This is a genomic window from Soonwooa sp., from assembly GCF_030151385.1.
In the GTDB taxonomy this organism is placed as follows: Bacteria; Bacteroidota; Bacteroidia; order Flavobacteriales; family Weeksellaceae; genus Soonwooa.
Window position 1 is genome coordinate 1 of sequence record NZ_JASLDS010000049.1, and the last position, 15,908, is coordinate 15,908.

Genomic DNA, 15,908 nt, shown 5'->3' on the forward strand with positions numbered 1-15,908 from the left:
TAAAATTTGATTTCCTTTGATAATTGCAGCAGAAGTGTCGTCGCAAGATGACTCAATTCCTAAAATAATTGTTTCGCTCATAAGAATGGCAAAGTTAGAAAATAAACAAAACACAAATCAACCAAATCCGGAAAAAACGGAAGCGGTGACCAAAAAGCATAAAAGTTCGCTTTGGGTAAGAATACCACTTTACCTTATTGTCGGGCTACTCGGACTTATATTGCTAATTCTTATTGCAATTAATCTTCCAGTTACCAAACGCTATATCGCAAACGAAGCGATCACCTTTCTAAATAAAGACCTCCACATGGGATTAAAGGTGGATGACATTGAAATTAATTTTTTTGGCGATGTCGTTCTCAAAGGTGTGCATATTAATGACTATAAGAAGTTTGAATTTATTAATGCTAAAGAGTTGCAAGTCAATTCGGATTGGTTTGCCTTAGCTTTTAACACGAGAAATCTTAAGTTTAATAAAGCGAAAATTGTTGAACCTAATTTTAAAGTTATTACCTACAAAGGTGATAGCATCAGCAATTTTATTCGCTACATCGAAAATTTTGAGGATGGTAAACCTCGAGATCCAAAAAAGAAACCTTTTACTTTAAATCTAGCACTTGACATTGTTAATGGTACGGCAAGTATTGTCAACGAAAATCATCCAGGCGAGGAGGGACGTTGGTTAGATGCTCGAAATATTAACATCCATTCCAACGAGATTAAAGTTGTTGGACCAAATGTTAATGCCGCTGTTAACAAGTTTTCGTTGATTACAAAACGTTGGGGAAAAGAGCATATTGTAGATCAATTCGCAACTAATTTTGAACTTACCAAACAACATCTAAAATTAGGTGATTTGGTGTTTAACACAGATCATTCTTTGCTGATGGGCGGTGTTACGCTTAATCTCGATCCAAAAACAGGCTTTGCAGATTTTGGCGATAAAGTTAATTGGGATTTGGAGTTTAAGCCAGGCAGTCAATTGAGCGGTTATGACCTAAGTTATTTTGTGACCAATTGGGACAATTATACACCGATTAATATGTCGGGAACGATGACTGGACCACTTAATAAAATGCAACTGGAGAATTTCCAAGTTCGTTCAACGGATGTTAATTTACATTCTAAAAGTCTGAAAATTGCTGACGTGCTCCATAAGAAATTCTTTATACAAAGTGATCAATTAGATGCCGATTTTACTTATAAAGGACTGAAAGCAGCATTGCCAAGTTTTATTGCTAAAAGTTTAGGAAACATCGCCGACGATTTTGGTCGTTTAAAATACAAAGGCGCAATAAGTGCAAGACCTGAAGAGATATTTGCAAACGGTGAAGCAATCACTGGAATTGGACAAGCTAAAATTCAGAATTTTTATTTAACAGATTATAGTACAAAAAATCCGCATTACCGAGGTTACTTCGATGTTAAAGATCTTAATGTAACAGCCTTTACTAAGAATAAACAAGTTGGATTGGTTACAGGGAAATTCAATGTGGATGGACATAGTTTTGACATCAACACAATGCAACTTCGTACCAAATCCGAAATTGCGCGCATTGAGTTAATGGGCAAAAACATCACAAACATTCTTTTGGATGGTACTTTGACCAGAAAAGTCTACAACGGAATAGTGAATGTTAACGATCCTAATGCAAAGGCTAACGTAAAAGGAACTATTGATTTTGCAACGAAAAGATTAAAAGCGGATGTAGTCGCAAATCTTCAATATGTTAATTTACAGCATTGGGGTGTTTCTGCAGGAGATATGAACAGCGTAAGTGGCGTTATCGATGGCAAAATTGCAATGACGGATCTTAACGACCTCAATGTGGATGCTAATCTTAAAGATTTGACTTTAGTGTCACCTAAGCAAAAATTGGTGTTGCCAAATTCAGCAGTTAAAGCCTTTTTCGAAAATGGAAATCGCATCGTTTCGGTAGATTCGCCAGGTGCATTGGAAGCTAAAGTTCATGGTCATTTTAACTTAGAAGATATTGGAAAGATGTTAACCAATAGTGTTAACAAAATTATGGTTGGTAATCCGCCACGTAAGACTTATAATGGACAATATTTTAATTTTGATTTGGATATCCAACAAGGTTTGGTAGCCTTTTTTATGCCAGAAATTAAAATTCCTAAAGGCGCAATTGTAAAAGGTAATTATCAGGGTTCTACCAACGATTTGGTTTTGGATGCTGATGCGCCTTATCTTAAATACATCATGACCAAGCAAGAAGAGCTAACCGAAGCTGAAAAATTCTTGGCAGAAACAGATGAACATTACAAGCCAGAGCTTAAGAAAACTATAGATAGTGCAATGGTTGATAGTCTGCAATTGCGTATTAATACAGCGGATCTTAATCAACAACTTTTGGCTAGTGTTAAAAGAGGCGAGTATAACAAAAATGTTATTAAGGATCTAGAGTTAAAAGCGAATAACGAGAATAACCAAAGATTGCATATTGCTACCAATTTCAAATTGGGAACTTTGGACGAAGAAGCTGATAACAAACTCAAAGATTATGCTGTTAACCTTAACCAAACGACAAATAACCGAGGCGATTATGTCTTTAGGTTCGAGCCAACCGAGGTTAAAGTCAATAACGTTGCATTTAGTATTGATACCAGTCCAGAGCTGGATCATTCGATTACCTATCGTATTAAAGAAAAAGATTTCCAAGTTCATAATTTGAGGATTTATTCAGATGATAGTTCGTTGTTGTTGAAAGAAGCAACCTTTAAGTCTGCTAAAGATTTTGACGCGGATGCCGAAGTGACGAATTTTGACATTAGCAAAATTTTAGCACTAACATCATCTGGTGATAGTGATAATAATCTCGATATCAAAGGACTTGCGAATGGTTCTGTCAAGATTAAAATGAATGACAAAAACCTAGAACCACTTATCGATCTTAAAGTCCAAGACATTAAGATGAATGGTGAAAAAATGGGCGACTTTGTCATTAATGCAACCAAGAGTGCCAAACCAAATATTTTTGACATTGACATCCAGGCGAAGTCTAGTGAAATGTTTGGTAGCAACAACTTGCATGTAACGGGAAATGTTGACAATAATACCAAATCGCCGACACTTGATCTGAACGCAGAAATGAACGAGTTTGATCTTCGTTTTGCACAACAATTTGTGAAGTCAATTTTCGGCAATTTCCGAGGTAAAGCTTCTGGAGATTTGAAGATTTCTGGGACTTTAGCGAATTTGGATTACAGTGGAGATGTTGCATTAAAAGGTTTCGGACTTAAACTTTTATTTACAGGTGTAGATTACAAGTTTGCAGATACAGTTATTAATTTATCTAAAGGTCAAGCCTTAATCAACAGTGTCGAAGTGAGTGATGGTCGTGCTAATTCCAAAGGTCGTATTTCGGGGATGATCCAGTTTGAAACTTTGTCTTCTATGGCGATCAACTTAATCATGGAAGCAGACAATCTTTTAGTTCTGAATAGTACGCAAGACGATAACGATTTATTCTGGGGTAGAGTCTATGCGAAAGGTGACTTGTATGTTTCGGGACCAGTTTCTGCTTTAGAAATTACCACGCCAAATATGAAAGCGCTTAATATGAGTAGTTTTACATTTAACAGTAACTCGACATCGCATATTGAGAAATTCAAAATATTAAGATTCCTCAAGCGTGATGAGGCGGGCGTTATTGTTGCAGAAGAGAAGAAGAAAAGTGGTGCTAATATGTTGATTGACTTTAACCTTGTTGTTGACAAAGGTACTACGGTTAATGTTTTGGTAGGTGATGATGTTGGTGATATTAGTGTTCGAGGAGACGCTAATCCATTGAAATTCCGAATGGAACGAAACGGAAATATTGCCATTAACGGAACTTATAATGTTGATAACGGAACTTTTGTTTCTAAAGCAATTCTTAGTAGAACGTTCCAAATTGCAAAAGGAAGTAGCATCCGTTGGGATGGTAATGCGATGACACCAGATTTGGCAATTACGGCCAATTATATGAGAACCGTGACCAATGCTGGTGAATATTTAGGTTTAAGTTTGCAGCCAATCAATGTGCAGCTAACAGCAGATATTACAGGAAGTCTTACTAAACCGCAAATCGCTTTTGGAGTTGGTGCGCCAGATGTTTCGTCACAAGTTAAAGAGGCTTTGGCAACCAAAATGTCAGACGAAGGAGAAAAGATTATTCAGTTTGGGTCTATCCTTGCCATGAACAGTTTTAATGTTTCTAACACGGCAGGTTTCGATATTAATCTTGGTCGTACTGCAGAAAACGCTGGTTATAATATGTTGTTCAAACAACTAGGTTCTGTACTTAATACCATTAGTAATGTTTACCAAATTGACTTGGGCTATATCCAAGGTGATGCAGGCTCTAATACAGGAGACCGTGTCAATACGAGTGTGAGTTTCGCACTTTCGCCAAGAGTTAAAATTAAAACTGGTCTGGGGATTCCAGTAGCTAGATCAGACAATGCTTCTACCAATAACTTCCTTTCTGGGGAAGGAATTATCGAATATGATTGGAGTAAGACGAATAACGGTTCGCGATTGTTAAGAGCTTATTCTAAACCGTCAAATATTGGTGTAGGTGTCGCATCTGCGGGACTTAACCAAAGTTATGGTGTTGGGGTTGTGTATTCTAAAAGTTTTGATTCTTTTAAATATCTGTTCAAGAGTAAAAGAAAAGAAAAAAATGAGAATAAAAAAGATGATAAAAATCAAGTCATAAAAATTGATTCTTTAAAAAAAGATACAATTAAATAGGTTTTTATTAGAAGAATTGTGAAAGTTCGTTAAATCTTGTTAATGTTATGCTGATTTTTTTTTGTTTTAATGATTTTTTATAAATTTGCAAAAGATTCTTAGAATTTTTAACAATACAATATTTAATAGTTATGAATTACCAACTAGACGAAATCGATAAAAAAATATTAGATTTTTTGGTAGAAAACACGAGAATGCCATTTACTGAAATTGCAAAGCAAATGGACGTTTCTGCGGGTACAATCCACGTGAGAGTGAAGAAGATGGAAGATGCTGGGATCATTTTGGGATCGTCTCTTAACATCGATTATGGAAAATTAGATTACCACTTTACAGCCTTTATAGGGATCCTTTTAACGAAGTCTAACAGAACGCAAGATGTTCTTAAAGAATTGTCGTTGATTCCTAATGTTGTAGAAGCTAGCGTTATCTCTGGAAAATACAATATCTTCTGTAAAGTGAGAGCTAAAAATACTGAAGATGCTAAACGTATTATCTATCAAATTGATGACATCCAAGATGTTATGAGAACTGAAAGTATGATTTCTATGGAAGAATACTTAAGTGACAAAAATAGATTGATCAACGCAGTTTCGATATAATTTATATCATCCAAAACTTAATGAAAAGGGCTTTGTTTATTCAAATGCCCTTTTTATCTTTATAGCATGAACGAAACGACAACAAAACTCGATAAAAGCTGGGCTGCTAACAAATATTTTTACGGAATTTTAATATTCCTAGGACTGCATTTTTATTTGTCTGTTAATACCGACTTGGCAGAATATACGCAGCATACCGATATTAACATTCCGACTTGGTATTTTTATATTGTTTTTGCGGTTGATGCATTGGCGGTTCTAAGTTTGATTTTGATAGCCATGTACAAAAAAATCGGAGTTTATGCTTTTCCGTTTTTCCTAATAGTTCATTTCCTTATCCACAATTACTTTTTATCAACCTTTTTGTATTCCGATGTCAGCGTTTTGTTTTTCTTCGTAGGACTAGGATTGTTGGTCGTTATTCCACGTTGGAAGGATTTTAGATAAATTCTAGTCTTAACTTTTCTGAATTAAAAAAAACTTGTGTTTTAAATTTTTAGTTCGTCTTAATTACTATAAGGTACAAATAGCTTTTGTGGTTTAATATATTTTCAAAGCTTTATTTTTTTTCTTGAAATAGTTGCTGAAGAAATGCTCCAGCGGAGTATTCTGATAATAGCAATTAAATAATGCAAAAAGCGAGCTCCATAGGAGCGACCTAATAATCTTAAAACTTTTTAGTTCAAGCTTGTAAGAAGAATCTTTTGTGGTTCATAATGATTGCTTTTATTTTCTGTGATCAAGCTTTAGATAAAAAACTTTTTAGGTTTAATGTATTTTCAAAGCTTTATTTTTTTTCTTGAAATAGTTGCTGAAGAAATGCTCCAGCGGAGCTTTCTGTTAATAGCAATTAAATAATGCAAAAAGCGAGCTCCGTAGGAGCGACCTAATAATCTTAAAGCTTTTTAATTCAAACTTGTAAGAAGAATCTTTTGCGGTTCGTAGTGATTGCTTTTGATTTCTGTGATGATGCTTTTAATATAATTTTTTTTTGCTTTAATATATTTTCAAGCTTAAGTTTTTTTATCTTAAAATAGTTGTTGAAAAATGCTCCAGCGGAGCATTCTGTTAGTAGCAATTAAATAATGCAAAGAGCGAGCTCCGTAGGAGCGACCTATTAATCACAATATTTAACTTGAAAAACTTTTGTAGTTTAATATTAAACCTTTTTTAAAAATTAGATCTTTTACGGCTTTAAAAATCAAAAATCAAAAATCAATTCGCTTTCTCCTTGATCGTATATTCTAATTTTAAGAAAGTAATACCCCAAATAGAAAATTGGTGTAAGGCATCAATCTGTTGATTTTCGGAATTAAATTTTAAATCCAATTGTTCGTGCATAGTCTTGACATAACGTCCGTAGAATTGACTTTTCTTGTCTTTTAAAACAAAATAAAAACCAGTTTCGCCAAACTTTTTTCCATTTGATTTTAAAATCAAACTTCCATCGTTTAAGATTTCCTTTTCGAGGAGAACGCTGGCGTTGCCATTGGGAAGTGGAAAAATAACTTTAAAAAAATCGCGGTCTTTAATTTTACAAAACGTGTAGATTCCCGAAAATATTAATTTTTGAGTTTTCGCAGATTTACGATTCCAAATTGTCCAAACTGTTTTGTTAGTAGATTTATTTTTAAGTTTTAAAATGCTACTAATCAAGCTGGTGTTGAGGTCGGCAGATTTCGATGGCAAATTGAGTTGTTGCAATCGATTACTAAAAAGCAATTGCAGCAGATTCGAAAAGATTTTGAAAAAAGGATTCCAAGTGGCTTCGATTCCAAAACTATAATTCGAGGTTTTTTGATAAAAATCTAAAATCTTAGGATGGATTCTTGTGTCAGAATCGGTTTTAAAAAAGATGTCGTCTTCCATTAATCCCGATTCGGGACTATTTTCAGCTAAATATAAATTTTCTTCTTTTGCGATTTTATCAACATAGTTTATTTGGAAATCCGAATCGCCAATTGGTCCTAGCAACCAATCATCTTGTGGAGAATTTAATTTTCGACCAGTCGATTTTGCCCAAATTTGCGTAATAAAATCTTGAAGCGCCAAGGTGGTTTATTTTCGGTTTAGATATTTTCTTCCTGGAATAAAACAAATTAAAAATCCAACAACAAACATGCAGATGCGCGACCACAAATCGCCAGTTCTCACATAGAATGTTTCGCCTTCTAAAAGGTTTGCTTTCGCTGTTAAAGCACCTTGTGCACCATAGGGAAGTTCTTCCAAAATATCACCGCGCGCATTGATGTGCGCACTGGTTCCGCTGTTGGCTGCACGGACGATCTCGCGTCGTGTTTCGATAGCGCGAAGTTTAGCATAAGCCAATAATTGTTTGTGACCTTGCGAAAAGCCCCACCAAGAGTCGTTGGTAACGATTGTTAGTAGGTTTGCCCCTTTTTTAACATAGTCATTCGTGAATTCGCCATAGATACTTTCATAGCAAATAATCGGCGCTAATTTCGCTTTGTTAAAAGGATTCGAAAATGCTTTACGCTCTTGATCAATCCCTAACGAATGAACCGTTCCACCCATGTTAAGCATAGCATCACCAAGAAGTGGTTTTAGGACATTCATGTAAGGGAAAATTTCGACACCAGGCACCAATTTGCCTTTGTGATAGACTTCTACATTTTGGTTCGGAATAATTTGTACCGCCGAATTGTATTCGTCAACCCAAAAATTGCGTCCTTCAATAAGACTTGCTGTTTTTGACTTTTGATTTTTCTCCTCTTCATTTTGGTAAACATAATAGGTTGAGACACCTCCTACAAACAAAGTTTTGGGATGCTGCGAAAGAAAAGATTTAATATCATTAATCAGCAAACTATTGTGGAAACCACGTTCGCTGATACTTCCATAACCAGGGAAAGAAGTTTCGGGCGCAAGGTAAATATCAATTTTTTCAGGATTATGTTTGGTATCCAGAACACTATTTTTTCCTGCAATATTCAACAAATCCGAAACGATTGTAATGCTATCTTTTTGGTATTTTTCTTTGTACGGATCGAGGTCGGGTTGCAACATACTCACATTAACACTTCCGACAGGTTTTTCCTCGTAATTAAAGTACATCAAATAAGAAATCAACATCGGAATAACCGCCAATCCTACAACCAAAGAAGTATTGATGATTAAAGACTTTCGTTGTCTGCCAGCTTCCCAAATTCTGATGGTGTAAAATGCTAAAACGTTAACTAACAATATCCAAAGACTACCACCAGTTGCGCCCAAAGTGTCATACCATTGGATAAATTGGTGTTGATCTGCAAAAACATTTCCGAGATTTAGCCATGGCCAAGTTAGCTCCCAACTCAAATGAAATTTTTCGAAAACCATCCAAATCGCCACAAAAAATACCAATCCAAAATAGGTTCCTTGACTTTTTTTGTACCAATGATAAAACTGAAAGGTCAACGACATCAACAACGAATTAACGACCACAGGGAAAACAACTGCCATCAACGAGTGGCTTCCATCAGGGTTAAGAGAATTGTACAACCATCCTGTCGTCACGATATTCCAAATGATAAATACTAAATAGGATAATCCAAAAACCGCCCAAGACTTGTGTTTTATTTTGCTAAATTTTGTAATCTCGTGCTCAACTAGAAGTAAAGGCACAAAGGCTAAAAATATAAAATAAGGTACGCCGTATGTTGGCCAAGAAACACAAAATAATAACGCGGAAATTAAACTTAGGATGATGTACTTCATTGCTGAAAATTTACCCAAAAATACGATATTATAATGGTGTAAACTTTATTTTTGCAATGATATTTAACGGTTTATGGGAAAAGTGATTTTAACAATTGGGCTTTTGATTTTGTCGAATACATTTATGACTTTGGCGTGGTATGGACACCTCAAATTTAAGGATATGAATTGGTCGCAAAATCTCGGTCTTATCAGCATTATTTTGATAAGTTGGGGCATCGCTTTTTTCGAATATGTCTTGCAAGTTCCTGCAAACAGAATGGGTTTTAAAGAAAACGGTGGACCATTTAATTTATGGCAACTAAAGGTTATTCAGGAAGTAATCTCTTTGAGTGTTTTTACAGTGTTTGCGATTTTCGTTTTCAAAAATGAAACGCTTCGACCAAATCATCTTATCGGTTTTGGCTTTCTGATTCTCGCCGTTTATTTTATCTTTAAAAAATAATGCTCAAGTTTTTAAAAACAAGTTTCAGAATTCTCATTATTCCGTACAGTATTTTGTTGCTGTACTTTATGTTTTTGGGCTTTGGTCGAGAGGTGATGTCAATTAATATTGTAAGGTTAAAACCTCTTGCGTCGACCATTCGCTTTGTCGAAAATACCTTGTTTATTAAAGATATTCTCATCAACATTTTTGGGAATTTATTTATGTTTTTACCTTTTGGATTTATGGCTTGGATTTTCCCAAAGTACTATGATTACAGAACTTTGCTTATCGGTTTTGTTTTTGTGTTGGTCATATTAGAAGCCTTGCAATATTTCACAAGGCTTGGTGTTTTCGACATTGATGATATTCTCCTTAACTCGATTGGGATGAGTCTCGGATTTCTGTTAATGAATTTTTTTGAAAGGATTTTTGCTGCTAAGCATTAAGTTCTTTCGAGCGTTTTTCGGCTGCTAAAATTCCTTTTTCGATGGTCGATTTTAATTCACTTTCATTGAAACTTTTTAGTGCAGCTTCGGTTGTTCCACCTTTGGACGCGACATCTTTTATTAAATCTTCCAAACTTCTGTCCGAATTGTTGATTAGGTGATAAGCGCCCAGCATTGTTTGTTTTACAAAAAGTTTCGAAAGATTTTCTTCGATGCCCATTTCGATTCCTGCTTTTATCATCGCATCGATAATGTAATAAAAATAAGCAGGTCCACTTCCCGAAAGTGCCGTCACAGCGTCCAATTGCTCCTCGTCTTCCAAATAAACCGAACGGCCAGTGCTGTTAAGCAATCGCTCGATATTGATAAGTTGGCTAAAACTGATGCCTTCTGCCGCCGTATAACCTGTGATGCCCATGCCTAAAAGTGTTGGTGAATTTGGCATCGCTCGAACGACCAATTTATGATTAAAAGCTTTTTGTATTTTTTCGATTTTGACACCAGCCATTATGGATAAAAGCATTTGGTTTTCTTTTATTTTGAATGGAAGATGTTCTACAACATATTGAAAATCTTGCGGTTTTACGGCGATGATTATTAAATCTGCCTCAATGTTATCAACCTTTTCGAAAGTGCTAACCGTCGATTTCGAGAATTCGGATTGAAGTTTTTCGGCTTTGTTATCGCTTCTAACGATTAATTCTAAATCTGAAGCTTTGATAAGTTCGTACTTTAAAAAAGATTTTGAAAAGGAGACGCCCATATTGCCTGCTCCTAAAACGCAAATTTTCATGTTTAAATAATGATTTGGATAATGTTGTTTTAATTTTGTTTTAATTTTGTTTAAAAATAGTGATTTTATTCTTTTGTTTTATTTGAAGTAGAAATATTTTCTTTTCTTTTGTTGTTGTTTGGTGATTTTAATAATTTGTTTGGGGAAAAAGGATGAATTATTTTTTTTAAGCACTATATTTATACATTTAGAAAATCAAATCAAATTTTATGAGAATATTAGCGACTTTATTGCTTGTTTTTTGTTTATCATCGTGTAGCCGAGATGAAGAGTCTAATGCGCAAACGAGAGAGATTATGGGAATTTATAAAATGCTTTCTTTGGTTTCGGATACAGCTTTGGATCTTAATTTAGATGGTGTTGCGACAACAGATTTTAAAAACGAGTTGGATGTTTTTTATAGTTATTATCGTAATCATCCACTCAAAATAAATGAAAATTCGCTACTTGAAATAATAATCCCTTTTGCCTCTTTTTTTCCTGAGTACAATAATTATGATATTGATTATTTATCAAGAGGCGACTTAGCTTATGTGAAGTATTATAAAAAAAATAATATGATAGAATATAGGAGAGGGAATAATAGTGAAGAATATCAGTTGCAATATGGTATGCCAATTATTAAAAATATAGAAATGCTACCAGATATGAAGATAAAAGTAACTGTTTACCAAAGATTTTATCATCATCCCGATGGTTGGTATGATACGATATTGACAGGGATTTATGAGAAAAAATAATTTTACCAAAACAGCCTTTCAGAAATACTGAAAGGCTGCTTTTTTAAATAATATTCACTTCGCGCTCTAACTCGATGCCGAATTTTTCTTTAACCGAATTAATAATTTCTGTTGAAAAATCGAAAATCTCTTTTCCAGTCGCATTTCCTGTTTTGTTGATAATCACCAAAGACTGAAGATGATGCGTCGCAACATTTCCAATTTGTTTGCCTTTCCAGCCACATTGTTCGATGAGCCAACCTGCAGGGACTTTTACCCAATCGCCATTTGGATAGCCTTGTATGTTGGGGGATTTATCTTTTAAAACCTCGAATTGACTTAACGGAATTGTTGGATTTTTGAAGAAGCTTCCCGCGTTTCCAATTTCTTTAGGATTCGGAAGTTTGCTTTCTCTAATCGCAATCACAGCTTTAGAAACCTCTTGAATGCTAGGATTCTCGATATTCATTTTTTCGAGTTCGCCTTTGATAGCGCCGTATTCCGTTTTAATGTTGTGTTGATGCGTTGTCAAACGAAAGGTGACATCCAAGATGACGTATTTACCTTTTCCTTCTTGTTTAAAAATAGAATCGCGGTAACCAAATCTGCATTTCTCTAAATCGAAAGTTTCAACTTTTAAAGTTTCCAGATTTAGAACATCACAAGATTCAAAAACATCTTTTATTTCGGTGCCGTAAGCGCCAATATTCTGCATTGGCGATGTACCAACATTCCCAGGAATTAAGGATAAGTTCTCCAGACCACCATAGTTTTTATCCAAACAATACAGCACAAATTGATGCCAATTTTCGCCAGCCTTTGCTGTTACCAAAACATGATTTTCGTCCAATTGTTTTTCAGAAATCCCTTTAAAATCTAGCTGAATGGCGCAACCCTCAAAATCTTTTGTCAAAAGAATATTGCTTCCACCACCCAAGAACAATAAGTTTTCATTTTGGATTTCTGGATTTTGAAGTACTTCGCGAAGTGCTTCAACAGATTCTACTTTTACAAAATATTTAGATTGTGCGTCAACACCAAAACTGTTGAAAGCTTTTAGGGAAAGATTTTTCTGAATCATTCTTAGAATTTGAAACTGCTAAATTATCAAATTTAAAAGAATTTAACTTCATAAAGCATCATAAAAAAAGCGGGAAAAATTCCCGCTTCAATATTTTAAAATTATCTTTCGTTATAGACCTTAAGAGCGTCTCGAAGGATTTCTGCACTACGCTTCAAATCATCAGATTTTAAAACGTAAGCAATTCTTACTTGGCGTTTTCCTAATTCCGGATTGCTATAGAATCCTCCTGCGGGCGCCACCATAATGGTTTCGCCGTTGTTAGAATAACTTTCCAAAAGCCATTGTGCAAACACTTCTGTATCATCAACAGGAAGTTCTGCAACGCAATAGAAAGCACCTTTTGGCTTTGGACAAATTACACCAGGAATTTCGTTTAGCAAGTCAACAAGAAGATTTCTACGCTTTGTATATTCTTCGCGAACGCCACGGATGTAAGCGTCATCGTTAACGTGCGCCGCAGTTGCTGCAATTTGACCAATTAATACTGGGCTCAATCTTGCTTGTGCAAACAACATTGCTGCATCGTGAATCTTTTGAGAACGTGTAATCAGACATCCAATTCTAACACCACACATCGAGTAACGTTTAGATTCGGAGTCGATAATGATACAATTGTCAGCCAATTCTGGGAATGACAACATTGATATCTGTTGCTTGCCATCATATACGTATTCTCTGTACACTTCGTCAGAGATTACCACGATATCGTGTTTTAATGCAATGTCAGCAAGTTGTTGTAATTCTTCTTTTGTATAAAGGTAACCTGTTGGATTGCCTGGATTACAAATGATAATCGCTCTGGTTTTGTCCGTGATTTTTTTCTCGAATTCTTCCATTGGAGGCAATGCAAAACCACTGTCAATGCTCGATGGGATTGCAACAACATTTACATTGAAAGTGCTGGTAAAGCCATTGTAATTCGCATAGTAAGGTTCTGGGATGATTACTTCGTCGCCATCATCGCAAAGTGTTGAGATTGCAAAATTTAATGCTTCGGAACCACCATTGGTAACGATAATGTTATCTGGTGTGATATCTTCAAAACCAAGCGTATTGTAATAAGTTGTTAAAGCTTTTCTGTAGTCAAGATTTCCCTCAGAAAGTGCGTATTCTAGAACTTTTAAATCTATATTTTTAATAGCATCTAAAGCTGTTTGTGGTGTTTCAATATCGGGTTGACCAATGTTGAGGTGGTAGACTTTCATTCCTTTTTGTTTGGCTTGCAAAGCAAATGGAACCAATTTTCTAACCGGAGAAGGCGGCATGTGACGCGCGCGTTGTGATATTTTTGGCATAATTTCAAAAATTTGTATGGCAAAAATAAGATTTAATTTTCTAAATTTAGGCTTCATTTATATAATTCTAAATATAAACTACTTATGCAAATAGAAGCGTCGAGTGTTGAAGATTACATTTCTAAAATTCCTGAAGATCGCCAAGAGGTTGTCTTGAAAATTGTAGAGACCATTAATGCTAATCTTCCCAAAGGTTTTGAGAATATCCCAAGTTATGGAATGCTCGGCTGGGCGATTCCTCTCAAAGATTATCCTGCAGGTTATCATTGTGCGCCAGGAACACCGTTGCCGTTTATTAATTTGGCGTCGCAAAAGAATTTTGTAGCGTTATATCACATGGGACTTTATGCGAAACCAGAATTGCTAAAGTGGTTTACAGAAGAATATCCAAAGCATTCTAAAAGAAAATTGGACATGGGTAAATCTTGTATTCGATTCAAAAAAATGGATGATATTCCATTGGAATTAATTGGAGAATTGTGTACGAAAATGACACCGCAAGATTGGATTAGTTTTTACGAAACCAATTATAAACGATAAAAAAAACTCAGTTAAACTTAGAGCCTATTTAAAAATGTTGGAAACAAAACTTTAAGCAGGCTCTGAGTGATTTCTAGTTTATTCTAAGATTGTACAAAGGATGACTGAATTCGGTTGTATCTTGTTTTAATATAGGAAGCCAACAAAAATCCAAACGTCACGCCAATGCCTAGACAGATACAAGTTAAAGCAGCTTGTATAAAGTATTTGGTTCCATCCTCATTGAAGAGTTGTAACGCAACGCCATTATAAACCACTAAACCTGGTAGTAGAGCACCTGCAATTCCCATTAAAGCCAATACAGGAGCAGGGTATACTACTCTTCGCGCTAGTAATTCTGAGAAAAAACCTAAAATAATTGCCGTTATTGAAGCTGCCCAAAGTGAAGGCATTTCAAAAAAATGAAGTAATATTTGATTAATACTTGCGGTGACAAGACCTATAATCGCAGCAGGAATAATGAGGCTTTTTCCTCCAGAATTGGCCATCGCATTGGCGGTTGCACCAATCACCGAAAAAAGAATGCCTAAAGGAATTGACAACGTGGGCAGAATTATTTTTTGATCCTGCGGAAGTTGCAATACGGAAGTCATCGATAATGCCATAACTGCGCCCATTAAAATTCCGGAACTAATAAGGACAATCAAAGATGTGTGGGTAATTCCGGCAACATATTGTTGATTGGTAATATCCAAGACCGCAGAAATTATTAATGATTGTGGAACCAAAAGCATCCAACTTACTGCCAAAGCTACAATGGCTCCTGTGAGGGAAATTAATCCTAAATAATGAGCGCCAAATGCGATTGCGCCTCCTACAATACATTGTAACGCGACAGAAAATAAGTTTGGAATATTGAAACGCGATAGCAGTCGCCCAGAAATTGAAACAAGGAAATGTAGAAGTCCCGCAATTAATGCGGTTACAAATAGTCCGCCAACTTGTAATGCCACACAAAAGCCTAGAACAGAAAGTCCACCAGTAACCCACCACCAAGGTTTTGAAATATTTTTGCACTGCTCAATGGCTTCAATGCCTTTTTCGACGGTGAAATCCCCCGAAGATATTTTGCTCGCGACAATTTCTAGTTGCTTCATCTTATCACAGTCGAAAGCGTCAACAGATTTTGCAATCCCATTTCGTATGAAAACTTCATTGTCGGGATCAATGTATTGAATAGAAACAATTTTGCCAGTTGCATTTATTAAGACATTTTTTAAACCGATTCCTTTTGCTGAGGCTTTTACGATTCTAACGGTTCCGCTTATCGAGCGTCCAGATTCGATCATTGATGTTGCCAAAATAACCAACAATCCTAGTCTTTTTTGGACTTCATTTTTGTCAAGGATCATATTTAGAAATTATATTTGTGTTTTTAAAGTTTGGAAAATCTGACTGTTCAAAAATCTATTTTTTACTAATAATATTCAAGGTTTTGCTAGAACAATCTCTTTGCAATTTACAAAAGATAAATCTGCTTTTATGTCTTTTCTAAAGGAAAAAAAATGACTTTCAAAAGTTTTGAAATG

General features: G+C 35.3%; 13 protein-coding genes. 7 read left to right on the forward strand and 6 right to left on the reverse strand.

From position 1 onward, the window contains the following. Nucleotides 1–85: 85 nt before the first annotated feature. From Q1V95_RS08870 to Q1V95_RS08880, 3 genes are all read left to right on the forward strand, one after another. Complete coding sequence (locus Q1V95_RS08870; RefSeq protein ID WP_300672851.1) at nucleotides 86–4,756, forward strand: translocation/assembly module TamB; 4,671 nt, start codon at nucleotides 86–88, stop codon at nucleotides 4,754–4,756. 131 nt (nucleotides 4,757–4,887) lie between these two features. Next, nucleotides 4,888–5,358: an AsnC family transcriptional regulator gene (locus tag Q1V95_RS08875; RefSeq protein WP_079666753.1), complete on the forward strand. Its 471-nt coding sequence runs from the start codon at nucleotides 4,888–4,890 to the stop codon at nucleotides 5,356–5,358. A 66-nt stretch (nucleotides 5,359–5,424) separates the two neighbouring features. After that, nucleotides 5,425–5,805, forward strand: a complete 381-nt coding sequence (locus Q1V95_RS08880) for a hypothetical protein (RefSeq protein ID WP_300672856.1) — start codon at nucleotides 5,425–5,427, stop codon at nucleotides 5,803–5,805. 768 nt (nucleotides 5,806–6,573) lie between these two features. On the opposite strand, the gene Q1V95_RS08885 is transcribed toward Q1V95_RS08880, so the two are convergent. Together Q1V95_RS08885 and lnt are read right to left on the reverse strand one after the other, a co-directional pair. After that, entirely contained in the window at nucleotides 6,574–7,410 is an 837-nt protein-coding gene (locus Q1V95_RS08885) for a hypothetical protein (protein WP_300672860.1), read from the reverse strand. Between the two features lie 6 nt (nucleotides 7,411–7,416). Then, the gene (lnt, locus tag Q1V95_RS08890) at nucleotides 7,417–9,075 is read right to left on the reverse strand and encodes an apolipoprotein N-acyltransferase (protein ID WP_300672862.1); all 1,659 of its coding nucleotides are present in this window, start codon (nucleotides 9,073–9,075) and stop codon (nucleotides 7,417–7,419) included. 73 nt (nucleotides 9,076–9,148) lie between these two features. On the opposite strand from lnt, the gene Q1V95_RS08895 reads away from it, so the two are divergent. Both Q1V95_RS08895 and Q1V95_RS08900 read left to right on the forward strand, forming a co-directional pair. Next, nucleotides 9,149–9,520 carry a DMT family protein gene (locus Q1V95_RS08895; protein ID WP_300672864.1) on the forward strand — a complete coding sequence of 124 codons (372 nt, stop codon included), beginning with the start codon at nucleotides 9,149–9,151 and terminating at the stop codon, nucleotides 9,518–9,520. Then, complete coding sequence (locus Q1V95_RS08900) at nucleotides 9,520–9,948, forward strand: VanZ family protein (protein WP_300672866.1); 429 nt, start codon at nucleotides 9,520–9,522, stop codon at nucleotides 9,946–9,948. The genes Q1V95_RS08895 and Q1V95_RS08900 overlap by 1 nt, the downstream gene beginning before the upstream one ends. Here the strand turns inward: Q1V95_RS08900 and proC are convergent. Beyond that, nucleotides 9,938–10,741 (reverse strand): pyrroline-5-carboxylate reductase, encoded by an 804-nt coding sequence (gene proC / locus Q1V95_RS08905; protein WP_300672868.1) that lies wholly within the window; start codon nucleotides 10,739–10,741, stop codon nucleotides 9,938–9,940. The two genes, Q1V95_RS08900 and proC, sit on opposite strands and share 11 nt — an antisense overlap. 209 nt (nucleotides 10,742–10,950) lie before the next feature. On the opposite strand from proC, the gene Q1V95_RS08910 reads away from it, so the two are divergent. Next, a complete protein-coding gene (locus Q1V95_RS08910; protein ID WP_300672870.1) occupies nucleotides 10,951–11,481 on the forward strand; it encodes a hypothetical protein in 531 nt (176 codons plus the stop codon). Nucleotides 11,482–11,524: 43 nt separating this feature from the next. On the opposite strand, the gene murB is transcribed toward Q1V95_RS08910, so the two are convergent. Further along, nucleotides 11,525–12,541, reverse strand: coding sequence for a UDP-N-acetylmuramate dehydrogenase (murB, locus tag Q1V95_RS08915; RefSeq protein ID WP_300672872.1), 1,017 nt, complete (start codon nucleotides 12,539–12,541; stop codon nucleotides 11,525–11,527). A gap of 101 nt (nucleotides 12,542–12,642) precedes the next feature. After that, nucleotides 12,643–13,839 (reverse strand): pyridoxal phosphate-dependent aminotransferase, encoded by a 1,197-nt coding sequence (locus tag Q1V95_RS08920; RefSeq protein WP_300673082.1) that lies wholly within the window; start codon nucleotides 13,837–13,839, stop codon nucleotides 12,643–12,645. Between the two features lie 84 nt (nucleotides 13,840–13,923). Between Q1V95_RS08920 and Q1V95_RS08925 the strand changes: the two genes are divergently transcribed. Continuing rightward, nucleotides 13,924–14,379, forward strand: coding sequence for a DUF1801 domain-containing protein (locus tag Q1V95_RS08925; RefSeq protein ID WP_300672874.1), 456 nt, complete (start codon nucleotides 13,924–13,926; stop codon nucleotides 14,377–14,379). Nucleotides 14,380–14,462: 83 nt separating this feature from the next. On the opposite strand, the gene Q1V95_RS08930 is transcribed toward Q1V95_RS08925, so the two are convergent. After that, nucleotides 14,463–15,731, reverse strand: coding sequence for a threonine/serine exporter family protein (locus tag Q1V95_RS08930; protein WP_300672876.1), 1,269 nt, complete (start codon nucleotides 15,729–15,731; stop codon nucleotides 14,463–14,465). Nucleotides 15,732–15,908: the final 177 nt, after the last annotated feature.